This is a genomic window from Halorussus limi, from assembly GCF_023238205.1.
In the GTDB taxonomy this organism is placed as follows: domain Archaea; phylum Halobacteriota; class Halobacteria; order Halobacteriales; family Haladaptataceae; genus Halorussus; species Halorussus limi.
The window spans coordinates 1,469,930-1,495,033 of sequence record NZ_CP096659.1; the positions used below are offsets into that span (position 1 = coordinate 1,469,930).

At 68.0% G+C, this 25,104-nt stretch carries 26 protein-coding genes; 9 read left to right on the top strand and 17 right to left on the bottom strand.

The window, feature by feature from the left end; all coding sequences use genetic code 11:
* Positions 1–14 precede the first annotated feature (14 nt).
* Both M0R89_RS07550 and M0R89_RS07555 read left to right on the top strand, forming a co-directional pair.
* The gene (locus M0R89_RS07550; RefSeq protein WP_248651940.1) at positions 15–677 is read left to right on the top strand and encodes a DUF7857 domain-containing protein; all 663 of its coding nucleotides are present in this window, start codon (positions 15–17) and stop codon (positions 675–677) included.
* A complete protein-coding gene (locus M0R89_RS07555; RefSeq protein ID WP_248651941.1) occupies positions 674–1,354 on the top strand; it encodes a nucleotide-binding protein in 681 nt (226 codons plus the stop codon). The genes M0R89_RS07550 and M0R89_RS07555 overlap by 4 nt, the downstream gene beginning before the upstream one ends.
* A gap of 53 nt (positions 1,355–1,407) precedes the next feature.
* Here the strand turns inward: M0R89_RS07555 and M0R89_RS07560 are convergent, their stop codons facing one another.
* Positions 1,408–2,283, bottom strand: a complete 876-nt coding sequence (locus tag M0R89_RS07560; RefSeq protein ID WP_248651942.1) for a transcription initiation factor IIB — start codon at positions 2,281–2,283, stop codon at positions 1,408–1,410.
* Between the two features lie 172 nt (positions 2,284–2,455).
* On the opposite strand from M0R89_RS07560, the gene M0R89_RS07565 reads away from it, so the two are divergent.
* Positions 2,456–2,959 carry a DUF7858 family protein gene (locus M0R89_RS07565; protein WP_248651943.1) on the top strand — a complete coding sequence of 168 codons (504 nt, stop codon included), beginning with the start codon at positions 2,456–2,458 and terminating at the stop codon, positions 2,957–2,959.
* A gap of 42 nt (positions 2,960–3,001) precedes the next feature.
* Here M0R89_RS07565 and M0R89_RS07570 read toward each other — a convergent pair whose 3' ends face one another.
* The 5 genes from M0R89_RS07570 to M0R89_RS07590 form a co-directional block, all read right to left on the bottom strand.
* Positions 3,002–3,427, bottom strand: coding sequence for a hypothetical protein (locus tag M0R89_RS07570; protein WP_248651944.1), 426 nt, complete (start codon positions 3,425–3,427; stop codon positions 3,002–3,004).
* Between the two features lie 84 nt (positions 3,428–3,511).
* Entirely contained in the window at positions 3,512–4,312 is an 801-nt protein-coding gene (locus M0R89_RS07575; RefSeq protein ID WP_248651945.1) for a hypothetical protein, read from the bottom strand.
* 177 nt (positions 4,313–4,489) lie between these two features.
* Entirely contained in the window at positions 4,490–5,260 is a 771-nt protein-coding gene (locus tag M0R89_RS07580; protein WP_248651946.1) for an AAA family ATPase, read from the bottom strand.
* 67 nt (positions 5,261–5,327) lie between these two features.
* Entirely contained in the window at positions 5,328–5,759 is a 432-nt protein-coding gene (locus M0R89_RS07585; protein WP_248651947.1) for an HIT family protein, read from the bottom strand.
* A 112-nt stretch (positions 5,760–5,871) separates the two neighbouring features.
* Entirely contained in the window at positions 5,872–6,654 is a 783-nt protein-coding gene (locus tag M0R89_RS07590; RefSeq protein WP_248651948.1) for a helix-turn-helix transcriptional regulator, read from the bottom strand.
* A 131-nt stretch (positions 6,655–6,785) separates the two neighbouring features.
* On the opposite strand from M0R89_RS07590, the gene M0R89_RS07595 reads away from it, so the two are divergent.
* A complete protein-coding gene (locus tag M0R89_RS07595) occupies positions 6,786–7,454 on the top strand; it encodes an HAD family hydrolase (RefSeq protein ID WP_248651949.1) in 669 nt (222 codons plus the stop codon).
* Between the two features lie 99 nt (positions 7,455–7,553).
* Here M0R89_RS07595 and M0R89_RS07600 read toward each other — a convergent pair whose 3' ends face one another.
* Complete coding sequence (locus M0R89_RS07600; RefSeq protein ID WP_248651950.1) at positions 7,554–7,976, bottom strand: SHOCT domain-containing protein; 423 nt, start codon at positions 7,974–7,976, stop codon at positions 7,554–7,556.
* A gap of 131 nt (positions 7,977–8,107) precedes the next feature.
* On the opposite strand from M0R89_RS07600, the gene ileS reads away from it, so the two are divergent.
* Positions 8,108–11,350: an isoleucine--tRNA ligase gene (gene ileS / locus M0R89_RS07605; RefSeq protein WP_248651951.1), complete on the top strand. Its 3,243-nt coding sequence runs from the start codon at positions 8,108–8,110 to the stop codon at positions 11,348–11,350.
* 203 nt (positions 11,351–11,553) lie between these two features.
* On the opposite strand, the gene M0R89_RS07610 is transcribed toward ileS, so the two are convergent.
* The 3 genes from M0R89_RS07610 to M0R89_RS07620 all read right to left on the bottom strand — a co-directional run bounded on the left by M0R89_RS07610 (position 11,554) and on the right by M0R89_RS07620 (position 13,677).
* Entirely contained in the window at positions 11,554–11,703 is a 150-nt protein-coding gene (locus M0R89_RS07610; RefSeq protein WP_248651952.1) for a hypothetical protein, read from the bottom strand.
* 108 nt (positions 11,704–11,811) lie between these two features.
* The gene (locus tag M0R89_RS07615; RefSeq protein ID WP_248651953.1) at positions 11,812–12,669 is read right to left on the bottom strand and encodes a ribose-phosphate diphosphokinase; all 858 of its coding nucleotides are present in this window, start codon (positions 12,667–12,669) and stop codon (positions 11,812–11,814) included.
* A gap of 159 nt (positions 12,670–12,828) precedes the next feature.
* On the bottom strand, positions 12,829–13,677 hold the full coding sequence (locus M0R89_RS07620; RefSeq protein WP_248651954.1) for an HVO_0234 family beta-propeller protein: 849 nt from the start codon (positions 13,675–13,677) through the stop codon (positions 12,829–12,831).
* Between the two features lie 400 nt (positions 13,678–14,077).
* Here M0R89_RS07620 and glmM point away from each other — a divergent pair, with 400 nt between their 5' ends.
* Entirely contained in the window at positions 14,078–15,442 is a 1,365-nt protein-coding gene (gene glmM / locus M0R89_RS07625) for a phosphoglucosamine mutase (RefSeq protein ID WP_248651955.1), read from the top strand.
* Between the two features lie 112 nt (positions 15,443–15,554).
* Here glmM and M0R89_RS07630 read toward each other — a convergent pair whose 3' ends face one another.
* Positions 15,555–16,703 carry a DUF7118 family protein gene (locus M0R89_RS07630; protein ID WP_248651956.1) on the bottom strand — a complete coding sequence of 383 codons (1,149 nt, stop codon included), beginning with the start codon at positions 16,701–16,703 and terminating at the stop codon, positions 15,555–15,557.
* Entirely contained in the window at positions 16,696–17,127 is a 432-nt protein-coding gene (gene hisI, locus M0R89_RS07635; RefSeq protein WP_248651957.1) for a phosphoribosyl-AMP cyclohydrolase, read from the bottom strand. The genes M0R89_RS07630 and hisI overlap by 8 nt, the downstream gene beginning before the upstream one ends.
* A gap of 198 nt (positions 17,128–17,325) precedes the next feature.
* Here hisI and M0R89_RS07640 point away from each other — a divergent pair, with 198 nt between their 5' ends.
* Complete coding sequence (locus M0R89_RS07640) at positions 17,326–18,609, top strand: sodium:calcium antiporter (protein WP_248651958.1); 1,284 nt, start codon at positions 17,326–17,328, stop codon at positions 18,607–18,609.
* A 35-nt stretch (positions 18,610–18,644) separates the two neighbouring features.
* On the opposite strand, the gene M0R89_RS07645 is transcribed toward M0R89_RS07640, so the two are convergent.
* The 4 genes from M0R89_RS07645 to trpY form a co-directional block, all read right to left on the bottom strand.
* Positions 18,645–19,331 carry an IMPACT family protein gene (locus M0R89_RS07645; RefSeq protein ID WP_248651959.1) on the bottom strand — a complete coding sequence of 229 codons (687 nt, stop codon included), beginning with the start codon at positions 19,329–19,331 and terminating at the stop codon, positions 18,645–18,647.
* The gene (locus M0R89_RS07650; protein WP_248651960.1) at positions 19,328–20,548 is read right to left on the bottom strand and encodes an AI-2E family transporter; all 1,221 of its coding nucleotides are present in this window, start codon (positions 20,546–20,548) and stop codon (positions 19,328–19,330) included. The genes M0R89_RS07645 and M0R89_RS07650 overlap by 4 nt, the downstream gene beginning before the upstream one ends.
* A 126-nt stretch (positions 20,549–20,674) precedes the next feature.
* On the bottom strand, positions 20,675–22,054 hold the full coding sequence (locus M0R89_RS07655) for a PQQ-dependent sugar dehydrogenase (RefSeq protein WP_248651961.1): 1,380 nt from the start codon (positions 22,052–22,054) through the stop codon (positions 20,675–20,677).
* 95 nt (positions 22,055–22,149) lie between these two features.
* On the bottom strand, positions 22,150–22,653 hold the full coding sequence (gene trpY / locus M0R89_RS07660) for a TrpY family transcription regulator (RefSeq protein ID WP_248651962.1): 504 nt from the start codon (positions 22,651–22,653) through the stop codon (positions 22,150–22,152).
* An 83-nt stretch (positions 22,654–22,736) separates the two neighbouring features.
* Between trpY and M0R89_RS07665 the strand changes: the two genes are divergently transcribed.
* Both M0R89_RS07665 and M0R89_RS07670 read left to right on the top strand, forming a co-directional pair.
* Positions 22,737–24,059: a hypothetical protein gene (locus M0R89_RS07665; RefSeq protein ID WP_248651963.1), complete on the top strand. Its 1,323-nt coding sequence runs from the start codon at positions 22,737–22,739 to the stop codon at positions 24,057–24,059.
* A 108-nt stretch (positions 24,060–24,167) separates the two neighbouring features.
* Positions 24,168–24,389, top strand: a complete 222-nt coding sequence (locus M0R89_RS07670) for a hypothetical protein (RefSeq protein ID WP_248651964.1) — start codon at positions 24,168–24,170, stop codon at positions 24,387–24,389.
* 37 nt (positions 24,390–24,426) lie between these two features.
* Here M0R89_RS07670 and hisB read toward each other — a convergent pair whose 3' ends face one another.
* On the bottom strand, positions 24,427–25,014 hold the full coding sequence (gene hisB / locus M0R89_RS07675; RefSeq protein WP_248651965.1) for an imidazoleglycerol-phosphate dehydratase HisB: 588 nt from the start codon (positions 25,012–25,014) through the stop codon (positions 24,427–24,429).
* Positions 25,015–25,104 lie beyond the last annotated feature (90 nt).

The following is a 25,104-nucleotide window of genomic DNA, read 5'->3' on the forward strand; positions in this document are numbered from 1 at the left end:
GACGAACCTCGGCCATGCCCGAACTCGATTGGCGCGTCGAACGGCGCGCGGGAATCGCGCTCGTGAAACTGACCGTCCGGAATCCGACCGACGCGGCCCGCCGGGTCCGGGTCGGGAACCGCCTCTCGGGGCCGGTCTGGCCGCCGCGCCGCGAGGGCGTCCCCACGGCCGGGTGGGACGGCGGCGGTTTCGAGGGCGTGGTCGCGGCCCGCGACCGACGGGCGCTCGGGTACGCGAGTCCCCTCGGAGCGCCCGCCGACCGCGCCGCCGAGTCGGGGTCCGACCGCGCCGTCGAATCGCCCGACTCTGCCGCGGAACCCCCGGCGGAACTCGTCTGGAGCGAGCGCGCCGGCGAGTCGGCGTCCGAGACCGCGCCCGACGCGTTCGCCGACGAAGCGACCCCCGAGGGCGTCGTCCGGGCGCTCGGCGACCCGCGGCCGCCCGCCGACGCGATTCCCGCGCCGAACGCGCCCGCCGAGACCGACACGTCGGTCCCGGGCCCAGTCGAGTCGTGGCTCTCGGCAGTCGAGGAGCGCGCGGCCGACGGCTCAGACCCGTCCGCCCCGACGCCCGCCGACCGGGCCGCGCTCGGGAGCGTCGCGGGCCGAATCGAGGCGCTCCGGAACGGCGACCCGAGCGAGCGACGCGAGAGCAACGACGCCGGGAGGTCGCCGTGATTCTGGCCGTCGCCGGCGGGAAGGGCGGCGTCGGTAAGTCCACCGTCGCGCTCGAACTCGGCGCGCAGTTCGACGCCGTGGTCGTGGACGCCGACCTCGCGATGGCCGACCTCGCGGCCGGGCGCGGCCCGGACCTTCACGACGTGCTGGCCGGCCGGGCCGACCCGCTCGAAGCGGTCCGCGAGGACGGTCCGGTCCGCCTGCTCCCGTGCGGACGCACGCTCGCCGGCGCGCGGGCCGGCGACGTGACTCGCCTCGCCGCGACCGTCGAGGCGGTCGAGGACGCCTACGATTCCGTGGTCGTCGACTGCCCCGCGGGGATGGCGGCCGACGCGGGGATGCCGCTGCTGGCGGCCGAGGCCGCCGTCCTCGTCACCGCGCCCCGCGAGTTCGCGCTGGCCGACGCGCTCCGGACTCGCGCGCTCGCCCGCGAACTCGACGCGGGACTGGCCGCGGTCGCGCTGAACCGAACCGGCGGGAATCCTCCGACAGAGCAGGTCCGCCGGGCGCTCGGCGCACCGGTCGTCGCCATCCCCGACGACGAGCGCGTCGAGCGGGCACGGCGTCACGGTTCGCCGGTGGCGGAACTCGCACCCGGAAGCCGACCGGCAGAGCGGTTCGGGGAACTCGCAGAAGAGACGCGTCGTGCCGTCGAATCGCGGTCGTCAGTTCGGTAGCGTCGTCGGTCGGATGGCGCGGTCGGTCCGAAGGCGTCGTCAGTCCGCGTACGTCACTCCCGTAAATCCTTGTACGACGACCGAAGCGTCACGGCGGTCACGTCCGCTACCTCGGCGGCCTCCTTCTGGGTCGTCCGGTGGCGGGTCCCCCGCGCGGCGACGTACAGGCACGCCGCGGCGAACCCGCCGGGGTTCCGCCCCGAAATCAGATTCTCGTCGCGCCCTCGCTCGACCAACTCGGCCGCCTCGCGCTCGATTTCCGTGGGGAGGTCGAGTCTGCTGGCGAACCGCGGCAGGTACTCCGCGGGGTCGATGGGACCCGTCGGCAGGCCGAGTTCGGTGTTCATCGCGTCGTAGGCTGTCTTGAGTTCGCTCCGGGTCGACCGGGCCACGCCCAGCACCTCGTCGAGCGTACGCGAGACCGAGGCGGTCCGGCAGGTCGCGTACACCGCCGCGGCGGTGAACCCCTCCAGCGACCGCCCGCGAATCAGGTCCTCGGACTGGGCCGACTCGAACAGCACGCAGGCGCGGTCACGGACGTTCTTCGAGAGGTCGAGCGAACTCACCAGCCGTCGAATCTCGGTGAATGCGTACACCTGATTCCGCTCGGACTTCGACCCGATGCGGGCCCGTTCGTGGTGCTTGCGCATCCGGGCCACGCGCCGACGCTTGCGCCCGGTCAACCGCAGGTCGCTGTCGTGGCCGATTTCGGTCGTGAGGCCTCGGTCGTGGCGCGACCGGGTCAGGGGCGCGCCGGTCCGCTCTTTCTGAGTGTCGTCGTCCGCGAACGTTCGCCACTCGGGACCGCGGTCGATGCGGTCCTCCGAGACCACGAGACCGCAGTCGTCGCAAATGGTCTCGCCGCCGTCGGGGGTCAGTCGGCCGTCGCATTCCGGGCACGTTCTGCTCGGTGCGTGTGCTTTGCTCATCACAGTCGAAACTTCGCCCGAAACCCTATTTAAAGAAAGGCCGCTTGCCCGGGAAACGGGCGATCCGGACGCCGAGAGCGTACCGGTAATCGGTAGGCTCTGGCGCACCGAACGCTATCAGATTCGATACCTGTCACCGATATTTAAGTCGGTGACGGGACAACCTCCGGACGTGACGCTCTCGGACATCGCCGACGGACTGGAAGTCACCACCGAGCAGCGCGACCGCGGCGTCGCGTCGGTGGACGCCACGGAGGACTCCCTCCGGGAGCGCCTCGGGGAGTTCGCCGACGACCTGCCCTGCGACGCTACCTCCGCGGCCGAAATCGTCGAATCTCACACCGCTGGCGAGTCGGTCGGCGACGGCGCGCACGCGGCGGGCGTCGCTCCGATTACGGCGGCGAAGACGCTCCACCTGCTCGGGTGCGAGGGCGTCTCACCGCTGACGCCGCGCGCTCACGAGATTCTGCAAGGCTGGCTCTCGGCCGACCTCTCGCGGACCGAGGCCCGCGAACTCGCGGGCGCGAACGAGACCGAGTTCGCGCTCGCGACGTTCGTCGAGACCCACGAACCGCTCGACGGTGCGCGAGAAGTCGTGGACGGCTACCGCTCGGCGTACGGTGGCACAGAGGACGCGCTCGAAGAAGCGCGAAGCGCCGTCGGCGACCTGCTGTGACCGGTTCCGAAAGAAGGGAGGGCGTGATTCGGCGTCCGACAGTTACGACTCGACGTACTTGTGCTGGCAGTTTCCCTCTATCCTGACGTCGAGGGCCGACTCCGACGTGCCGCTTATCCAGACCTCGACGCCCGCCCAGTTGTTGCCGGAGCAGTCCGGGTTGGGCCACTGCTTCTCGAACTTCGTTCCGTCCACGGTGACGAGTACGGTCGCCGGGTCGCTCGATTCGGGAAACGTGGCGTCCTCGTCCGCTTCGTTCGACTCGGACATCGTGTAGGACCGCTCGAAGAGGGTCTCGCCGGCGTCGTTTCGAACGGCGACGGTCACGTCGCGCGTCACTTCCTCGTCTTCGTGATACACCGAAACGGTGTGAGCGGGGGTTTTCGAGGCGCCGGTCAGACTGCTCGTGCAGCCTGCGCTCGTGATACTGGCGACGACTGCGGTTTCGAGTAGGTGGCGGCGTTTCATGCTCTCGCGTACGTATCGTCGTGTTAGTGTTCCTTTTGTGTACTGGTTCGATAGCACAAAAAATCGGTACGACGTTGCCTCGGCTTAGTCGAGGGTCGCCTGCGACTGGTCGAGTTCCATCAGGGTGTCGCCGTCCCCTTCGGTGCCGGTCACTTCCTCGTTCACGTTGGTATCGACCGAGTAGCTCACCGAGACTCCGGCCGGGAACGAGACGCCGTAGGACGCGTTCACGTCGACGGTCGTCCACGTGTGCATGTACTCGCCGAAAACCTTCCGCTCGGAGTAGCTGTAGTCCCCGATGGGCTGGATGTTCAGTCCGGCGTAAAGCGAATCTCCGTCGCCCGAGGAGACGTCGTCTACGGAGAAGGCCGCGCCGTCCTGATTGTTCCCATCGCCGACCGTAACGTACTGACTAGAGTAGGTGCTCTCGCTCAGGGAGCGCGAGTAGTAGTCCCACTTGCCCTGACTGTAGTAGAGGGCGGCCCCGTCGTTGGGTTGTTGCCCGTAGTCGCCGCTCTCCAGCTTGTAGTCCCACGACATGTCGATGGTGTAGATGGTGCTGTTGGAGTTCGTGTACAACACGAAGTCGAGGCAGATGTCACAGTGGGTTCCACCATCTACGTTAGAGAAGTCGTTCGTGGAGACTTGGTCGCCCTTCTCCTCAACGACCATCGGCTTCTCGACGCGAACGTAGTCGATTCCCCGTTTGTCGAGGAACTGGAGCATCGCCTCTTGGCCCTTGTTCTCTCGAATCTCGTTGGCGGCGTTCTGGATGGCGAAGTACTGCTCGTTCGGGCTTGCCGCCGACACTGTACCGAGGACGCTGGTTCCACCGAAGGCCGCTCCCGCCGCGCCGAGCGTCTTGAGGGCGGTCCGTCGGTTCATCGTTCGGCCGGTGCTCCGGTCGGATTCGTCACTTCTATTCATGCTGCATACGGATGAATGAACAAATCTGCATTAAGTCATTATATTTTTATTATTTACAGAACAAAATAAAAACCTCGGCATGTACGACAACGTTTGACAATGGAAGTGGTGTAACGCGCCACTCGGTTCGAGCGCTCAGGAGAGCGCGTCGGGGACGAACTCGCCGACCTCAAAGTCGAACAGTCCGGCCTCCTCGAATTCGAGTCCCAACTCGGCGTCGAAGACGACCGCTGCGGCGTGGGCAACGGCGGGCGCGAAGTCGGATTCGGGGTCGGGCGCACTCGCGGGCACGTCCGCGACGGTCGTCGCGTCGCTCGCGGGCACTGCGGCGTCGGCACTACGGAGCGGATGGTCGGGGCTGGCGCGAGTAGCGACCACGGCGTCCACGTTCGCGCCCACGTCCGTCACGCGCCCGCGAGTGCGCTGGACCGCGTCCACGCCGCGCTCACTCGCGGGCGCGACCACCGCGACCCGCTCTGCACTCGTCACCGCCGCGACCGCCTGATTCGCGGCGACCGGCGGCGCGTCCACTAGCACGTGGTCGAACCGGTTCGCGGCCTCGGCGACCAGTTGCTCGAATCGCCGGGCGGCGTCGGCGGTCTTCGCGCGGGCCAGCCGCTCGAACGGTCCGCGCGCCGGACAGAGTTCGAGTCTGCCCGCGAGGTCGGCGGTCGCGGGATGCTCCCGCAGTCCGTCGGCGAGCGTTCCGTCCTCGGTGAGCAGGGTCGTCACGTCGGGGTCGATGCGGCCCGAGAGGTGGCGGGCCAGTCCTTCGGTGGCGAAGTCGGCGTCGAGGACGGCGACTTCGCGGCCGTCGCGTGCGAGCGTCGCGCCGAGTTCGACGGCGAGTCGAGTCGTGCCAGCGCCGCCGGTCGCACCGACGAGCGCGGCAGTCGAACGCGTCATTACTATCGGCTTGTTCCTGTCTGGTATAAAAGAGTACGCTTGGTTCACGCGGAGACGGTTCCGCCGCTCAGTCGCGCTGACTGTGAATCTCGTCGGCGATTTCGTCCAGTTCCTCGTCGGTGAGATTCGGTCGCTCGCCCGCGACGGCGTGGATGGGGTTGCCGCCGTCGCCGTCGAACCGCGGAATGATGTGGCCGTGGAGGTGCGGAACCTCCTGGCCGGCGGCCTCGCCGTTGTTGAACGCGACGTTGGTCCCGTCCGCGTCCACGGCGTGTTCGACTGCGGTGTTCAGGCGGTGGAGCGCGCCGAAGACGTGGGCCGCGACGTCCTCGGGAGTGTCCTCCAAGGTCTCGTGATGGGCCTTCGGGATGACGAGCGTGTGGCCCGGGGCGAGGGGATTCGCGTCGAGGAACGCCATCGCGATGTCGTCCTCGAAGACTTTGCGACTCGGAATGTCACCGTCGACGATTTGACAGAAGATGCAGTCGTCTCGGCTCATGGCTCTGGTCGCGTGTTCGACCGCATGGCGTATGAAGTTTGAGGCTTCCGCCCTTCTGGGCGGTCCGAGGCGGCGCGAGAGGACTAAGAGAGCAAGTATCGGGGCAGTCGAGTTAGCGCGGTGTCGCGGTGGCCCTGACTTCGTCGTACTGTTCTTCCGCCCAAGCCAGGAGTTCCGACTGCGACGGCGCTTCCAGAACAGAGTGCGTCCGCATTCGCTCGTCGAACGCTCCGAGGAGTACCGTTCCGTCGACGATTCCGAGCGCGTACTCGGGTACCGCACTCGATTCGTAGAGTCCGATACTGTCGGCCGCTTCGAGCGTTGCGAGCGTTTCGTCGAACTCGGAACGTGCAGATTCGTACCCGGTCGGCGGTGCGACGATTTCGAGCGTTAAATCCTCAGAGACGCACTCGCGGAGCGTCTCGAGATAAAGCGGATTGATCGTCGGGACGAACCCCGTAACGCTGGTTGCGTTGATAACGTTCCGTCGGACGTGGTACAACGGCTCGAACGGCGTTTCGGTCGTCGAGACCGTTATGTCGCACGCGGTCAAAGCGTCCGTGTCGACGGGGAGTTCGGTCGGGAACCGCTCGAAAAAGGGACCGACCGACGCCGCGAGCTCTATCGTCGAGAGCGCGTTTTCGACCGCCTCGTACGCGAGTTCTCCTGCGACGGTGATTTCGTATCGGTTCTCCGTGGCGGCACAGGAGACGTATCCCTGTTTTTCGAGGGCGGTGAGGTTTCGACGGAGCGTCGACCGCGGTAGTTCCAACTCCTCGCCGAGCGCGTCCGGCGAGGCCGCGCTCTCCGAGAGCGACTCCAACAGTCGGGACCGATTCGGGGACGTGGTCAGGAACTCGAGTCGCTCCAGCGCGGCCTTCGCAGAGCTATCCATGCCCGAGACGACAGCGGAGTGAAACTTCCGCATTTCGGTCCTGATTCGTTCGACCCGTGGGTAGCGTTCACCCCCTGAACACGTTCCGGCAGATAGAGTTTTGTGTCACACGCGCCAGCGTTCGAGTAACGATGACCTACGATGCAGTACTGTTCGACTGCGACGGCGTCCTCGCCGAGATGCCCGACCGGGAGACCATGGTCGAGGCGATGCGGCGCACGCACGAGCGGTTCGAACTCTCGGCCCCGCCGGAGAACGTCGTCGCCGACTTCTTCCGGGGCAACCTCTCGTCTATCACCGAGCGCTGTCGGGCGGCCGGAATCGAACGCGACACCTTCTGCGCGGAGGCGGCCAGAGAGGCGATCCGGGCGCAGTTCTCCGAGATTCGGTCGGGGCTTCGCTCGCTGTACGACGACGTGGCAGCAATCCGAGAGCTAGAACGGCCGCTGGGCGTCGTCAGCGACAACCACCCGCGCGTGCTCTCGTTTCTCCTGCGGCGGTTCGACTTGCGCGACCGCTTCGAGACCGTTCACGGCTGTCTGTTCACGCCGTCGGGACTCGAACGTCGGAAGCCCGACCCACACAACATCGAAGCCGCGATGGAGGACCTCGGCGCGGAGACGGCGCTGTACGTCGGCGACCGCTCGGTCGACGTCGAGGCGGCCGACAACGCCGGTATCGACTCCGCGCTCCTGCAGCGGACCGGCCGGTTCGCGAGTGAGACGGGGGTCTCTCCGACGTTCGAAGTCTCCACGCTGTGGGAACTCGACGACGTTCTCCGAACCGAGACCGAAGCGTAGTCTCCCGCCGGACCGACCCCGAGGCCTTCTGACGACGAGGACGAGGTGTTCTGATTACGAGGACGAGATGGACTTGACGACCGGCAGGGACGACGTGGGTCACGACGAGCGTTCGAACTCCGCCTGCTCGTCGCGGGCGCGAGCGCGGTCCTCCACGTCCTCCAGCGTCTCGGTGTCGAGGAGTCGCTCCAGTTTCCGCTCGAACTGCTCGTCGGTGAGCTCTCCGCGGGCGTACCGGTTCCGGAGCGTTTCGAGTGCGTCGCGGTCCGCGTCGTCGGTCCGGACGGGTTCGTCGTCGCCCGCCGCGTAATCCTCGCCCGCGTCGTCCCACTGCTCTTCCGCTTCGTCCTCGTCGCCGAACAGGAGTTCGACCACTGGAACGACGACGATGTAGCCGAACAGGAGCGCGGCGAGCCACCAGTCCTGACCGGTGAACATCGCGGCCAGCCAGACCCCGGTCACGACCGTGCTCGCCACTTCGGTCGCCTTCTCGCGGAGGCGCTGTCGTAGCGTCCCAGTCATGCCGCCGACTACGAAGGTGACATTAAAAAACAATGAGGTCGCGGTTCGCGAATCGGCTCCCCTCGCCACGGACGGTACAGACGCAACTGCGTAACCGAACCCGATTTAACTTCGCAGGAGAACACAACGGTATGAGCAGGTTCGGCGAGGTAGACGACCAGTACGACCCCGACGCGGTCGAAGACCGGGTGTTCGACTACTGGGACGAGGTAGACGCCTACGAGAAGGCGACGGAGCATCGCGCGGACGCCGAGACGTTCTTCTTCGTCGACGGGCCGCCGTACACCTCCGGGGCCGCCCACATGGGCACCACGTGGAACAAGACGCTGAAGGACGCCTACATCCGCTACCTCCGGATGCAGGGCTACGACGTGACCGACCGGCCGGGCTACGACATGCACGGCCTGCCCATCGAGACGAAAGTCGAGGAGCAACTGGGCTTCGAGAACAAGAAGGACATCGAGGAGTTCGGCGAGGAGAACTTCATCCAGGAGTGCAAGGAGTTCGCCGAGGACCAACTCCACGGTCTGCAGGAGGACTTCAAGTCGTTCGGCGTCTGGATGGACTGGGACGACCCCTACAAGACGGTCAACCCCGAGTACATGGAGGCGGCGTGGTGGGGCTTCGAGCAGGCCCACCAGAAGGGTCTCGTCGAACAGGGCCAGCGCTCTATCTCTCAGTGCCCGCGGTGCGAGACCGCCATCGCCAACAACGAGGTCGAGTACGAGGACGTGGAGGACCCCTCCATCTACGTCAAGTTCCCCCTTCGCGAGTCCTCGGACCGTGCGAGCGGACGAAGCCCGCGAGAAGAAGCCGCGAGCGACGAGTATCTGGTCATCTGGACCACGACGCCGTGGACCATCCCCGCCAACACCTTCGTCGCGGTGGACGGCGACGTGACCTACCAGCGGGTCCGCGCCGAGAAAGACGGCGAGGAGGAAGTCCTCTACCTCGCGGACGGTTGCGTCGAGGAGGTCCTGAAGAAAGGTCGCTACTCGAACTACGAAATCGAAGGCGAGGTCACGGGCGAGGAGATGGTCGGTTGGAAGTACGACCACCCGCTCGCCGAGGAGGTCCCCGACCACGCCGACGGCGAGGACGCGCTACAGGTCTACACCGCCGACTACGTGGAAGTCGACCGCACCGGACTGGTCCACTCCGCGCCCGGCCACGGTGAGGAGGACTTCGAGCGCGGCACCGAACTCGGTCTCGACATCTTCTGTCCGGTCGACGGCGACGGCGTGTACGACGACTCGGCGGGCAAGTACGCCGGGCAGTACGTCAAGGACGCCGACGAGGAGATAATCGCCGACCTCGAAGACGCGGGCCTGATGCTCTCGTCGGGGACGACCACCCACAGCTACGGACACTGCTGGCGCTGTGGCACCGGTATCCTCCAGATAGTCACCGACCAGTGGTTCATCACAATCACCGACGTGAAGGACCAGTTGCTGGACAACATCGAGGACAGCGAGTGGCACCCCGAGTGGGCCCGGGACAACCGCTTCCGGGACTTCGTGGAGGACGCGCCCGACTGGAACGTCTCCCGGCAGCGCTACTGGGGCATCCCGATTCCCATCTGGACCCCCGAGGACTGGTCCGGCGATATGGAGGACGTCGTCGTCGTCGGCACCCGCGAGGAGTTGGCCGAGAAGGTAGACCAAGATATCGACCCCGAAGACGTGGACCTCCACAAGGGGACGGTGGACGACCTCACCATCACCGAGGACGGCACCACCTACACCCGCGTCCCGGACGTGTTCGACGTGTGGCTCGACTCCTCGGTCGCCTCGTGGGGGACGCTCGACTACCCCGAGAACGAGGACCGGTTCGAGGAACTGTGGCCCGCCGACCTCATCATGGAGGCCCACGACCAGACCCGCGGGTGGTTCTGGTCGCAACTCGGCATGGGAACCGCCGCCGTCGGCGAGATTCCCTACGACGAGGTGCTGATGCACGGCTACGCCAACATGCCCGACGGCCGCGGCATGTCCAAGTCCAAGGGCATCCTCGTGGACCCCCACGAGGTCATCGAGGAGTACGGCACGGACCCGATGCGGATGTTCCTGCTCTCGTCGAACCCGCAGGGCGAGGACATGCGCTTCTCGTACGACGAGACCGCGGAGATGCAGCGGGACCTCAACATCCTCTGGAACGTGTTCCGGTTCCCGCTGCCGTACATGCGACTGGACGACTTCGACCCGGACGAGACCACCTTGGACGACGTGGACGACCACCTCGAACTGGTCGACGAGTGGGTGCTCGCGCGCCTCCAGTCGGTCGTCGCCGAGATGACCGACCACTGGGAGGAGTACCGCCAGGACAAGGCGCTGGACGAACTCCTGAACTTCGTCGTCGAGGACGTCTCGCGGTTCTACATTCAGGTCGTCCGCGAGCGCATGTGGGAGGAAGAGGACAGCGACTCGAAACTGGCGGCGTACGCCACGTTCTACGAGGTGCTGACCACCGTCGTCGCCCTGCTCGCGCCCTACGCGCCGTTCGTCACCGAGACCATCTACGGCACGCTCACCGGCGAGGAGGGGTACGACACGGTCCACATGCTCGACTGGCCCGAGGTCGACGAGTACTGGCAGGACGCCCAACTGGAGACCGACGTGACGCTCCTGCGCGCCATCGAGGAGGCGGGGTCGAACGCCCGCCAGCAGGCCGAGCGAAAGCTTCGCTGGCCCGTCACGCGCATCGTGGTCACTGCCGACGGCGAGCGCACGGTGGAGGCCGTCGAGCGCCACCGCGACCTGCTGGCCGACCGACTCAACGCCCGCGAAATCCAAATCGTCGCTCCCGACGCGGACTGGGGCGAACTCCACTACAGCGCCGAGGCCGACATGAGCGTCCTCGGGCCGGAGTTCGGCGACGACGCTGGCCGGGTCATGCAGGCGCTCAACGACGCCCGCGTGGCCGAACCGACCCTCTCGGCGCTCGAAGCCGCGGTCGCTGACGACCTCGGCGAGGACGTCGAACTCACCGACGAGATGGTCGAGTTCGTCACCGAGACGCCCGAGGGCGTCACCGGCGTCGGCTTCGACACCGACGGCGACCAGCGCGGCGTCGTCTACGTGGACACCGAACTCACCGAGGACATCGAGAGCGAGGGGTACGCCCGCGAGGTCATCCGCCGGGTGCAGGAGATGCGCAAGGAGATGGACCTCGACATCGAGGAACGCGTCCGCCTCGAACTCGACGTGGCCGACGACCGAGTGGCCGACCTCGTGGCCGAGCGCATGGACCTCGTGAAAGAGGAGGTCCGCGCCGACGAGGTAGGCGACGTGGAGGACGGCTATCGGAAGACGTGGGACGTGGAAGGCGTCGAGATGGAGATTGCGGTGGCAGCGTTGGCGGAAGCCGAGGCGTAGGGAAGAAGCCGACGGAGTCCGGCTGTTTCGGCTCCGGCGGCTCTCGATTCTGTTTGGACTCGTACTCGCCGTCGTCGTTCTCTTCGGGCCCGAACTCAAGCCAGTAAGAGTGAGAGATTAGCACCACGCGTTGCGCGATTCAGAGCGGTCGTTCAGCAATCGACGAGTTTCAGGTGCGTATTCGACAACGGCTGTTTCCTCGATTATGCCCACTGAACCCACCAGACGATACCGAGCAACATCAGGCCGATACCGAGCGTAGAGGTCGCAGGCTCGGGAATCAGAAAGAGGACGAATCCGATTCCGATGAGTATCGTCGGTTCCACTTCCTCCAGGTTGTCCGAGATGCCCATAGTCCCGTTATTCGGTACACGAACAAGGAGTTGTTGACCCCGCACTTCTCGACAGTTCTCTCGACGATTGCCGAGTATCAGCAGAACTGCAATCGAATCGCTCTGTGCCTACAACTTCTCCGCGATTGCGGGCGCGACCGACACCTCGCTGACCGGTCGCTCGATGGTGTCCGTGCCGTAGAGTCCCGCGACGCCGGCCTTCGAGAGTTTCGTGTAGGCGTCGGCGGCCAGCATCGGGTGGACGCAGGTGACGAACACGCGCGACGCGCCCTTCTCGTCGAGAATCTCGACCGCGCCGGACATCGTGGACCCGGTGGCGATGATGTCGTCGGTCACGACCACGTCGCGGCCCGACACGTCGGTGTCGCTCGGGGTCAGTTCGACCTCGGTCCCGGAGTGGCGGACCTTCTCGAAGTAGTCGGTCTCGCCCGCGCCGTAGGCGTCGCGGACCGTCGCGGCGATGTCAAGCGCGCCCTCGTCGGGCGAGAGGAAGACGGGGTCGGCCAAGTCGTCGGGAAGCGGGTCGGCGAGTCGTCCGGCGGCGTCGACCGGTTCGGCGGGCACCTCGAAGAAGTCACAGACCGCCTCCTCGTGGGGATTGACCGTCAGCACGCGGTCGGTCCCCGACGAGACGGCGCGGGCGACCGCCCGGGCCGAGACCGGGTGGCCCGCCTCGAACGCCGCGTCCTGCCGGGCGTAGCCCATGTACGGCAGGACGGTCACGACCTCCGAGGCGCCCCACTCGCGGGCGGCGTCCTGCAACTGGAGAAGTTCGACGTGAGCGTCCGAGGAGACGGTCGAGGCGACGACCACCGCACGGTCGGCGTCGGCCTCGGCGAATCCGGGCGCGGCCGCCAGCAGTTCGCCGTCGGGGAATCGCTCGTACTCGACGCTCGCGAGGGGTTCGTCCAGTGCGGCCGCGAGTTCGGCCGCGAGGGCCTGCGAAGCTGACCCGCTGATAATCATGTGCGAGGGGTGTACGTCGGCGGGTAAATCGGTTTTCAATCGGGGCTCCGCGCTCGCCGTCGCCGACGTGTTCGGAGTTGCAGCGCGAGCGAAGACATATATCTATGTCCCAAAACAATCTACAGGATACTCTGAAACATATAGATATTTCTTCGCCCGCTACGGCGCGGCGACGGCCTCGACGCCCCGCAGGCCCAGAATCTGGTGGTGCCAGCCGTCGCCGACCGAGAGCAGGAACGTGCCCTCGGCCGTGACCGCGTACGTGCCCTCGCCGTGGTCGAGCGCCACCACCTCGCCGGCGACGGGCAACTCGACTTCGCGCCACTCGCCGTCTTCGCGGGCGAACAGGCCGTCCGCGCCTACGGCGTGCGCCCGGTCGGAGTCCTCAATATCGCCGTCAGCGGCGCTGACTGCCCGGAACACCCCATCCAGCGCCGCCATCCAGCCGTTACCCAGTCTGAACAGTCCCTCGTCGGTCGCCGCCAGCGGCGCTCCGGCGGCGGCCACGTCGCGGACGCCGTCGAGACCGGCGTGCCGGAGGTCCTCGCCCTCGACTCGGTAGACGCCCGACGCGGCCGCCACGAGGTCGCCGTCGATGGCCCGCACGTCGGCCAGTTCGCCGAGGTCGGTCCAGTCGCCGCCCGCCTCGCGGACGACCGTCCCGTCCTCGCGGGCCGCCACGAGTCCGTCGTCGGCGAACCCGACCGCGACGGCGGGACCGACGCCGAGCGCGCGGAAGTCGGCCTCCGTGTGGTCGTCGGTGTCCGCGTCGTCGCTCGCGCTCTCGTCGCCGAAGACGCCGACCAGCACGTCCTCGTCGGTCGCCACCGCGAGTCGGCCGTCCCGCCCCGCCGCGTCGCGGGCCGTACACCGGTGGGCGAGTCCGAACTCGCCCACGAGGTCGTCGGAGGTGTCCACGCGGGCCACCCCGAACTCGCCGGCGACGTACACCGGGGTCGGCCCCTCGCTGGCGTCGTACACCCGCTTCTCGTCGATGCTGATGCCCATAGTGGACGAAGGGACCGAGAGGCGTGAAAACGTTCGGGTTCTACGCGCTGTTCGTACCACTGGCTCTGGAACGAACTGAACGGTGTCGACGAGAAGCTAGCTACTGCCGACTCCGAGGAGACACCGCAACCGCACGACACCTCGCTCCTCCCCAACCTCCTGCGCTTCTCGCTACGCTCCGATGCTCGTCCCTCGCACGAACGGGCGCGGCACGGAGGCCGCGCCGCACGCGCCGAGCTATGAGTTCCATCGACGCGCCGCGTCGAGAATCTCCCGCTTCGCCGTTCCAACGACTGCCCGCCTACGCGCCGCCGACTCGTCAACCGTCTAAGGGAGTGAACGACTCCCTCGGTGCGTTCGCTCCGGAATAACTTTTGCCCGCGGGTCCTGAGCGTCCCACATGAAAGTGTTCGGGTCCAGTGGTACTCGCGGGGTCGCCAACGAGGAGTTGTCCCCCGAGTTCGTACTCAAGGTCGCCAAGGCCGCGGGGACGGTGTGGCGGACCGAGCGAGTGGCGGTCGCACGCGACACCCGCGCGACCGGCGGGATGCTGGCCGACGCGGCCGCCAGCGGTCTCGCCAGCGTCGGCGCGGACGTGGACAGACTCGGAATCATCCCGACGCCGGGCGCGCAGGCTTACGCCGAGCGCGAGGAGACTCCGACCGTGATGATAACCGCGTCGCACAACCCGCCGGAGTACAACGGCGTCAAACTCGTCGGCGTCGACGGCGTGGAACTCGCCGTCGAGGAGTTAGAGCGCATCGAACAGAAGTTCCTCGCCGAGAAGTTCGACTCGGCCCGCTGGAGCGAGACCGGCGATAGCCGCCGCGTCGAGGGCGCGCGCCGCGAGTACGTCGAGGAACTGCTCGACGCCGTGGACCGCGAGGCCATCGCGGACGCCGACCTCACCGTCGCGCTGGACCCCGGACACGGCGCCGGGTCGCTCACCAGCCCTGAGTTCTTCCGGAAACTCGGCTGTCGGGTCGTCACCGCCAACAGTCAGGCCGACGGCCACTTCCCCGGTCGGAACCCCGAACCCGTCCCCGAGAACTTGGGCGACCTCGGGCGACTCGTGGAGGCGACCGACGCCGACGTGGGAATCGCCCACGACGGCGACGCCGACCGCGCCATCTTCTACGACGAGAACGGCGAGTACGTCGAGGGCGACGCCACGCTGGCGGCGCTGGCGGCCGCCGAACTCGACCCGGGCGACTCGGTCGTCTCGGCGGTCAACGTCTCCCAGCGCCTCGTGGACGTGGCCGACGAACAGGACGCTTACCTCGAACTCACGCCAATCGGTTCGACCAACCTCATCACCCGCATCCGGGAACTCCGGAACCGGGGCAAGTCGGTCCCGGTCGCGGGCGAGGGCAACGGCGGTATCTTCTTCCCCGACTTCCGACTCGCTCGCGACGGGGCCTACACCGCCGCCAAGTTCCTCGAACTCCTCGCCGAGCGCCCGGCGAGCGAAGTCGTCGCGCCCTACGACGGCTATCACAACGTCCGCATCAACATCGAGTACGACACCGACGCCGAGCGCGACGCCCTGCTCGGCGCCGCCGAGCGCCAAGCGGAGGAGTCGGACGCCGACACGACGACGCTCGACGGCTACCGCATCGACTACGGCGACGCGTGGGTGCTGGCCCGACCCAGCGGTACCGAACCGATGGTCCGCATCTACGCCGAGGCCCACGACACGGCCCGCGCCGAGGAGTTGGCCGAGGAGATGGAGGGACAACTCCGGGCCGCGAAGGCCGAGGTCTGAGACTCCGCCGACCCCGACGTCTCGCCGGAAAAGGCACCTCGCCGAAGACGAACGCTACTTCTCGGAACACTACTGCTCGGACTCCTAATCCGGAACGCTATCGCTCAGAACTCTACCGCTCGGGATACTCCTCTCGCGCGTCTTCCAACCGCTCTTTCTCCGCGCGCAACTCCGCCAATTCGTCCTCCACCGCGCCGCTCGCCACCTTCTCGCGCTCGTCGTCGGAGAGTTCCGTCTTCGCCTCCGCGGCGGTCCGCAGGCGCTCGAACCGGTCTCCGTCGCGCACGAGCGACTGGACCGTCCGGAGGTCGGCGACCACCTCGTCGTCGGCGAATCGGGCGACGACCGAAATCAGGTCCTCGATTCGCCACCGGAGGTCGGCCGCCGACCGCGGCGGCCAGTCTAGTCGCAGGGGGTCGGCGTCGAGTCGTTCGAGGTAGGTCTCGTTGGTCGCCACCGCGCGCTTGAGCGCGGTCGGTTCCTCGACGTAGTGGTCGAGTTTCGAGTTCGAGTAGCGGGCGTACTCCAGCAGGTCCGCGATGGGTTCGGTGCCGACCTCCTTCGTCTCGACGTACTCCCGGAGGGTCTCGGGCGGGTCGCGGAACCCGACCAGCGAGTAGTCCTCGGTCGCGGCCACGAACGACAGCACCTCGCGGGCGCTGGCGGCCGATTTGAACTCGGCGAACGCCTCGCCGACCGCCTCGTTGTAGCTCTCGACGGGGTCGCGAATCTCCTCGACCGGCGCGTCGAGGTCCGCGTCGCCCAGTTCCACCAGTCGCTCGCGCTCGGCGATTTCCTCTCGCACGTCCGCGAGCGCCCGGCCGACTTCCCGGCGGGCCTCGCGGTACTCGGCCAGCGCCTCCCGGCGCTCGTCGAGCAGGCCGGCGATGTCGCCCGCGGCGTCGAGTCGGTCGCGGGCGGCCGCGAAGTCCGACTCGCTGAGTCGGCGCTTGTCGAACCGGTCGTTGGCGGCCTCGAACGCGTCGCGTTCGGGCAAGTCGTCGGGCAACTCCTCGACCAGCGAGGCGAACTGCTCCTGAAACTGGATGAAGTTCTTGAAGTTCTCGCGGCCGGTGCCGGTCGCTTGGCCCTCGTAGCGGTCGAGGAGGTCTGTCGCGCGGTCGTAGGCCTCGGCGACCGTCTCGACGGTCTCCTCGCCGTAGTCCGCGATGCGCTCTTCGACGTCGCGGTAGGCCGCGTCGGCGTCGGCCAGCGCCGCGGACGGGTCGCCGGCGGCCGCGGGTTCGGTGGTGCTACTCATACACGTCGTCCGGGTCGAAGGCTTTCTCGCCGACGACCTCGCCGTCGAGCGTCCGGTAGAAGCACGACTCGTAGCCGGTGTGGCACGCGCCGCCCTCCTGTTCGACGAGGTAGAGGAGGGCGTCGCCGTCGCAGTCGGCCCGGACCTCTCGGACGTGCTGGACGTGCCCGCTGGTCGAACCCTTCTGCCACAACTCCTCGCGACTCCGCGAGTAGTAGTGGGCGAGACCGGTCTCGCGGGTCCGCTCGACGGCCTCGGGGGTGACGTAAGCGAGCATCAGCACGTCGCCCGTGTCGGCGTCCTGTGCGATTGCGGGGATGCGACCGGTCTCGCCGAAGTCGAGTTCGACGGCTCCGAAGTCGGCGTCCGCCTCGGCCTCGGCGTCTCCCTCGCCGTCCGCGTCGGCGCTGTGGGCGTCGGTCATGACGAGGTAGTTCGGCTTTCCGAGCGATATGTTTTGTGTGTTGCTCCGTCGAGGTCGGCGGTTCCCGGCGCTCTCGCGCGGCGTCGGGAGTTCGCCGGTAGAGCGACCCGTGACCGCGCCGCCCGGCGAAGGGCGTCCGGTCCGACGGACTGCGTGTATAATTTTTCAATGCACTCGTCTACGCGGAGTGGAGGTTACATGAGGTTCCGCGCCGTGGAGATGGACATGTCACGTCGGGGGGTCGCCGTCGGGGTAGTAGCAGTCGCGTTGCTCGTCGCAGTCCTCGCGGTTCCGGTCGCGCCTGCGCTCGCGCAGAACGGCGGAGCGAGCGGCGGGGGCGACGGCGGCGCGGGCGGCATCGAGGGGGCGATCGAGAACTTCGCCGCGGGGAAGGGGCTGGCCGGCGCGATACTCGTCCTCGCGGCGGGCGGACTCCTGCTGACGGCCTGCGTCGAGAAGCTAATCAGCTACCTAACCCGCGCGGCGTTCGGACTCCGGGTGTCGCTGTTCGCGCTCGCCGTCCTCTTCACGGGGTTCGAGTTCGACGACACGGTTCTCGCGCTCGTCCTCTCTGGCGGCGGTCTCGAAGGCGCGGCGCTCGGCACGGCGCTCGGTACCGGTCTCGCCATCGTCGGCGTCACGCTCGCGGTCGCGGCCATCGTGCGGCCTTTCTCGGTAGACTTGCCGACCGACTACGTCGTGCTGTTCGCGCTCGGACCGGTCCTGCTGGTGCCGTTCGCACTGGCGGGCACGCTGACCTTCGTCCACGGTCTCCTGCTGGTCGGCGCGTTCGTCCTGACGTTCGGCTACGTCTTCGTCCGGGAGTACCAGCGCGACACGCCGGTGTTCCGGAACACCGAACTCGGGGCGTCGGTCCGCTCGGACGGCGGCGAGTACGAGCGAGGCGAGCGCGACCCTCGTCGGGGTGCGGAGCGGACCGACGGCGGCGGCGTCGCCCTGCCCGCCTCGGTCGCCGAGATTCCGGAGGACCGCGTGGTCGCGGGCCGGACCGGGGCCGGGTGGCTCTGGGTGTCGCTCGCGGTACTAGCGCTGGCGGGCATCGTCCTCGCGTCGATGCTGCTGGAGACCGGGTCGGAGGTCGTCGTGAAGGCGACGGGAATCGACGGGACCCTCTTCGGCGCGACCGTCCTGACAGCCATCCTGACATTCGAGGACGTGATGCTCACGCTCGAACCGGTCCGGCGCGGCGTTCCCGAAATCGGCGTCGGCAACGTCGTCGGGAGCGTCCTCTTCTCGGTCACGGGCAACGTCGGCGTCGTCGTGCTCCTGAGCGACCTCACCATCTCGCGGTCGGTGCTGACCTTCCACCTCCCGGCGGTCGTCGTCGTCACGGCGCTCGCGGCCTACTTCCTCCAGCAGGGCCGCCTGAAGCGGTGGCACGGCTACCTGCTCGGAGGCTGTTACGTCGCCTACTGGGTGCTCGCGCTCGCGGCGTTCGGCGGGGTTCCCGTCGGCGGGTGAGTCGGACGCGGGAATCGCCTCCGCTCCCCCTCTGCTCACTCGCCGCCGTCGATTTCGGCCCGACCGCTCGTCGCGCTTCGGATGCGGTCGCGCAGTTGCGCGCCCTCCTCGACTGGCACTCGGACCGCGAACGTCACGCGCTCGGCGTAGTCGGCGTCGAACTCGACGCCTCCTCGCGGCTCCGCCGCTCGCTCCTCGCGGGGCGCTTCGCGCCCCGCGCTCTCCAAAATCCCGCGCACGGTCCCCGAGTCGTCGTACTCGACGGCGACCGAGAACCGCTCGCGGGGGCGCTCCTCGACGATGCCGGCGTCCTCGATGGCGTCCTTGACGCCCCGCGAGTAGGCCCGCGCCAACCCGCCGACGCCGAGGTTCGTCCCGCCGTAGTACCGGGTCACGACCGCGACGGCGTTTTCGACGCCCTCCTGCTGGAGGACGTTCAGGGCGGGCTTGCCCGCCGACCCGGAGGGTTCGCCGTCGTCGTCGCCGTACTCCCGGAGCATCCCGCTGGCGGCCGCTCGCTCGGCGTCGCCGCTCGACTCCCGGACTCGGTAGGCCGGGACGTTGTGGGTCGCGTCGTCGTACTCGCCTCGAACCTCGGCGACGAACGCCTCGGCCTCCTCGCGGTCCGCGGCGGGCGCGGCGTGACCGACGAACTCCGAGCCCCGAATCTCGAAGGTCGCTCGGCCGCGGCCCGCCAGCGTCAGATAGGTGTCGTCGGTCATTCCTCGCGTTCGGAGGCGGGTTCGGTCTCCGCGGTCTTCCCTCCGTCGGTCGTCGTCTCGTCGCCGCTGTCGGGCACCGCGCCGTCGCTCCCGTCGGTCGCGGGACTCTCGACGACCGTCTCGGGGTCGGCCCCGAGCGACTGGGCGGTCAGCACCTCCCCCGTGACGCTGTCGCCGTGGACGAGACCCGGCAGGACGATTCTGGCGAGGTGGACGCCCACGACGACCAGCAGGGGACCGAGGAACAGGCCGTACCAGCCGAACAGCATCGTCCCGCCGATGTAGGCGAATATCATGAGACCGCCGTGGATGTTGCGGCCCGCGATGTACGGCCGGAGGACCGCGACCGGCAGGAGGTCGAGCAGCAGGAAGCAGGCGACGAAGAACACCGCAGGGAACCAGAGCGGCCCCGGCCCGGTCGCGGCCTGATAGCCGAGGTAGAGACCCACCGGAACGTAGACTATCTTCCCGACGACCAGCGGAACGAGCGTCGCCAACCCGGTCAGCAGCGCCAGCAGGGTCGGCACCGGGACGCCGATGGTCTCGGGCGAGAGGAAGTTCAGTCCGTTGTAGACGACCAGTCCCAGCACGATGACCGCGAACACCGTCAGGACGTTGCCGACGTAGACCGTGTGGAGGTCCTCGTCCACCGCCTCGCCGTAGGCGTAGGCCGCCGACCCCTCGGGGGCGAACTGGTCGCGGAACCACGCCGCGATTCGGGCGTCCTCGCGCAGGAGCGTGAACGCCAGCAGGAACGAGAGGACGAGGTGGGCCAGTCCCGCGGTCAGCGCGGTGAACGCCGACACCGCCGTCGAGAGCACCTCCTGCATCTGGCCCTGCATCGGGCCGGGACCGAGGAGTCCCCGCGCGTTCTCGACCAGTGCGGTCGCCTGCTCGGTCGAACCCGGCACGAACCGGGCGTACGATTCGAGCGAGGCCCCGGTCAACTGGCTCAACTGGTCGAGACCCACGAGGACCGTGTAGCCGACCAGCGCCAGTACGGGCACGAGGACGATGAGCAGGGTGAGGTCGGCGGCGTGGTCCGAGGAGAACTCCGTCCGGAGTCGCCGGTAGAGCGGGCGCGCGCCGTAGTAGAGGAACACGCCCAGCACGATGGTCCCGACGAACGACCAGAGGACGAACGCGAAGATGCCCGCGACGGCCAGCGTGAGAACCCACCACGCGAGACGCTCGCGTTCCTCGGGGAGTCCGACCATGCCCTCATCTTGTCACCGAGACGGTAAAGTTTCGCGGGCCGCGCGAAACCGAGACGGCGCGCTCGCCGGGGGAGTCGGACGCCACGCCGAGACGACCTCGACGCTACGCCGAGACGAGTTCGGCTATCACGCCGGGACGACCCGGTGGAGGCCGCCGCCGTCGTCGCCGCTCGACAGGACGTACACCTCGCCGTCGGCGTCTCGGCCGAACGAGTAGACCCGACTCGCCTTCCCGGCGTCGCCGTCGGCCACGTCCACGACCTGCGTCGGCCAGAGGCCGCCGTCGGAGTCGCGCGACGGAATCGCGGCGAACAGTCGCCCGCTGGCCGCGAGGTCCGCGAAGAGGTAGGTCCCCGAGAGTTCGGGAATCGCCGACCCGCGGTAGACCTGTCCGCCGATGACCGAGACGCCGGTGACGCCCTCGCCGGAGTGGGGGTACTCGACGACCGGGTCGCGGAGCGGTTCGCCGCCGCGAACGCCGTCCGGCGTTCGGTCGGGGCAGTCGTCCGCGGAGTAGCAGTGGGCGCCCTCCTTGACGTTCCAGCCGTAGTTGCCGCCCTTCTCGACCAGACTCACCTCCTCGTAGGCGCTCTGGCCAACGTCAGCGACGAAGAGGTCTCCCCGGTCGAACGCCATCCGCCACGGGTTCCGGAAGCCCCACGCGAAGTGTTCGGGGAGGCCCGCGCCGCCGTCGCCGTCGTCGCCGGCGAAGGGGTTGTCGTCGGGAATGGCGTAGGGCTTCCCTCCTTGCTCGTTGTCGTTGTCGATGCGGAGGACGCTCCCGAGCAGGTTCTCGGTCACGTCCTGCCCGTTGCCGCCCGCGACCGCGTCGTACCAGTCGGAGACGTGGCCGGTGCCCTGGTCGCCGCCCGACCCGCCGTCGCCGACGCCGACGTAGAGGTAGCCGTCCGGCCCGAAGAGGACGGACCCGGCGTTGTGGTTGCCCTGCGGTTCCGGGATTTCGAGGACGGTCCGCTCGGAGTCGCGCTTCGCCCGCCTGCCGTTCGCGGTCGCCTCGAACTCCGAGAGGACGAACGTGTGGCTGTACCCGTCGGGCGTGCCGTCGCGGGGCGGGGCGCTGTACCGGACGAAGACGCGGCGGTTCTCGGCGAAGTTCGGGTGGAGCGCGAGGCCGAGCAGGCCGGTCTCGCTCCCGACCGTGACGGCGTCGCGCAGGTCGAGGAAGGGTTCCTCGCGCAGGCCGTCGGGACCGTGGACGAAGATGCGACCCTGCTGGTCGGCGACGTAGCGCCGGTCGGCGTCGGGTGCGAACGCCACGGCGAGTGGAACCTCGAAGCCGGTCGCCAGCGTCTCCAGTCCGACCGCGTCGGGGAGGGAGTCGCTCCCTGCCGGGGTTTCGGTGGTCGCCGTCCCGCCCGAATCGGTCGTCTCGGTGGTCGTGCTCTGGTCGGCCGACGGCGCGCCTCCCGAGCAACCGGCGAGGCCGACCGCCCCGCTCGTGGCCGCGAGCGCGAGAAACCGCCGTCGCGTCGAGTCGAAGGTCACGACAGTCTTCTAGGGACGGAAACAGAAATAACTGAGCGGGGTCGCTCGCGTCGAAAGCCGGTCCGCGCACTCTCCCGGAAAACCGCATCGGGCCGCTATTGCAGTTCGATTTTCCGCACGAAGTCGAGGTTCTTCAACTCGTTCAGCAGGTCGCCGGGGACCTCCGCGTCGGTCACGACGTAGAGTCGCGGTTCGTCGGTGAACTCCGGGTCCTCGCTGATGGTCTGGCGGATGGAGATGTCGCTGTCCGCGAGCAGGGTCGTCACCTTCGCCACGATGCCGGGCCGGTCGGCGTCGGAGACTTCGACGGTCAGGACGTGCAGGTCGAGGACGGGCGCGAGGTCCATCAGGCTCGGAATCGAGGAGATGTTCTGGAAGATGCGCCGGAGCTGTTCGTCGGCGAGGATGGCGTCGGTCGTCGAGTCCACGACGCGCCGGTCCACGTCGATTTCCCGAGCGATTTGCGTGTTCGGAATCTCGATGCTGCCGGAGACGACCCGACCCTCGTCGTTGACCGAGAAGCCGCGTTCGAGGAGCAGTCGGATGACCGCCTGCTGGGAGGGGCTTCCCTCGAACTTCTGCATAATCTCGTCGAACATGGACGCAATTTCGGAAGCGGTTCTTAAGGGTCTCCCGGTCGGCCTACTACTTTGATGTGCCACCGGTGCGTACCGACCGTAAAATGTCGCACCGCCAACCGGATGTCGTGGGCTTCCAGACGGGGCCTCGTACCGCTTCGCTCGTCTCGACGGGATACAGTACCGAGACGGGGGCCGGCGTCGCGTTGGAGTGGGTCGCGACGGCCACGAGCAACTCCCCCGCCGTCCTCCGGGCGACGGTCACCAACCGGAACGAGTTCCGAGCTAAGTTCCGGACGAGTTCGGTCCCGCCGTTCGACCGCGTCAGTTTCTCACGTCTACGCGGGTCGGACCGCTCCGACGATGGAACTCTCAATCTCGCGCCGACCGAGGACCACCCGCTCGTGGACGAACCGCCGGAGTACGAGCGACGAGATGGCGGTCACTGGCACGCGACCGAGGTCCCGCCGGAACAACCCGACTCGCTCTGGCTCGACCCCGACGAGTCGGTCGTCGGCGAGTACTACCTGCTCGGCGGTTCCGACGCCGACGACATCGCGCCGGGTCGGTACCGATTCGGCAACCCGCCGGACGGCTTCGCGATTTCGGTCTGGGACACCGACGCGCCGGGACCCGACGGCGACTCGGCGCTGGCGGGAACCGACCTGCCGCCGTTTCCGGACGCCGACGCGATGGCGTGGTACCACGAGGCCGACGCGACGACCGAGGTGTATCTTGAACCGAGCGCGGAGGAGGCCGTCGTTCCGGGCCGACTCGACTTCGAGTTCGTCAACCGCTCGCACGAAATCGTGGAAGGGAATCCGCTGGAGTGGCACCTCTACAAACTCTCGGACGGGGAGTGGCTCCACGTCGCACCGGCCGTGACGCCGCTCCCGTCGAGGCGCCTCTACCCCGGAAACACCCGAACGGACGCCCTGCGCGTCTTCCACGGCGAACCGGTTCCCTGCGACGACGGCCACGACGTGGGGCATCTTGGCGGGGGTCGGTACGCCTTCACCGTCGGGATGGACGACCGCGCGACCCACGCTGTCGCGTTCGACCTGCTCGGAGACCCGGTAGAAGTGACCCCGAGCGACGCGATTTCGAGCGTCGAGCGCGACGGCGACTCGCTGAGTGCGACGGCGACGTACGGAGACCCCGACGACGAGTGGAGTCGCCGAGCGAGGTACACGCTCGCCCGAGTCGATTCGCCTCCCGCAGACGCAGAACCCCCGCGGTTCGTCGCGGAGCAGGTACTGCGCCGCGAGCAACTGCGCGACGCGCTCGGACTCCTCCGCGAGTACGACGCCGCGGAGGTGACGATAGAAGCGTACGATTCGACTCGCCCGCCGTTCGGCGTCCGCGAATCCCTGTTTGTCGAGTACGACGGAGCCACGTATCGCGTCGCGACGGCGGCCGACGAGTGACTCGGTTCGTCGCGGGTCCCTCATCACCCACCATCGCGGACCGCGGCCGACCGCGAGACGCCGCGTCGTGGCGAGGAACTATGTACCGCTTCTGCGATAGCTCCGACCATGTCCGACCTGTCCGAACTCGGAGTCAGTGTACCCGTCGCCGGCATCGCGGCCGCCGCGCTCGGCGTCGCCGGCCTCGAACTCGGCGGCCTGACGACTCGACTCCTCGGCGGAGCGGTCCCCGTCCACGTCGCGCTCGCGGGCGGGGCGCTCGCCGCCCTCGCCGGCGGTGCGGTCGGATTCTGGTTCGGGTCGGTCCGACCGGACGCGCCCGACGACTGAACCCCTGCCGAGGCCGCGACGGCGGCCGGACCCCGACCTACAACTGTCCCTTCGTACTCGCCACGTCGCCGCGGCGCTCGTCGATTCGGGTCGCGTCGTCCAGCGCCCGCGCCAGCGACTTGAACAGCGCCTCGATTTCGTGGTGCGCGTTCTCGCCGGAAACCTCGACGTGGAGCGTCAGGCCCGCGTTCATCGCCAGCGAGCGCGCGAAGTGCTTGGCCATGTGGCTGGTCATGTCGCCGACGCTCGACTGGGAGAACTCGCCGTCGAACTCGAAGAGGGGTCGCCCGCTCACGTCCACGACGACGCCCGCGACCGCCTCGTCCAGCGGGACCTTCCGGTCGGCGAACCGCTCGATGGCGCGCTTGTCGCCCAGCGCCTCCGCGAAGGCGTCGCCGAGGGTGATAGCCACGTCCTCTACGGTGTGGTGGTCGTCGATTTCGAGGTCGCCGTCGCACCGCACCGTCACGTCGAACAGGCCGTGCTTGGCGAAGCTTTCGAGCATGTGGTCGAAGAACCCCACGCCGGTCTCGACCGTGGCGTCGCCGTCGCCGTCCAGGTCGAGGGTCACGTCGATGTCCGTCTCCGCGGTCTCGCGCGTCACCGCGGCGGTTCGGTCGCTCATACCCGACAGTTCGTCCCGAGGCACAAGGTCGTTGCCCTCGCGACATTAGATGACGAGCGTCTGACAAAGTTATATTAGCCGGCTGACCGT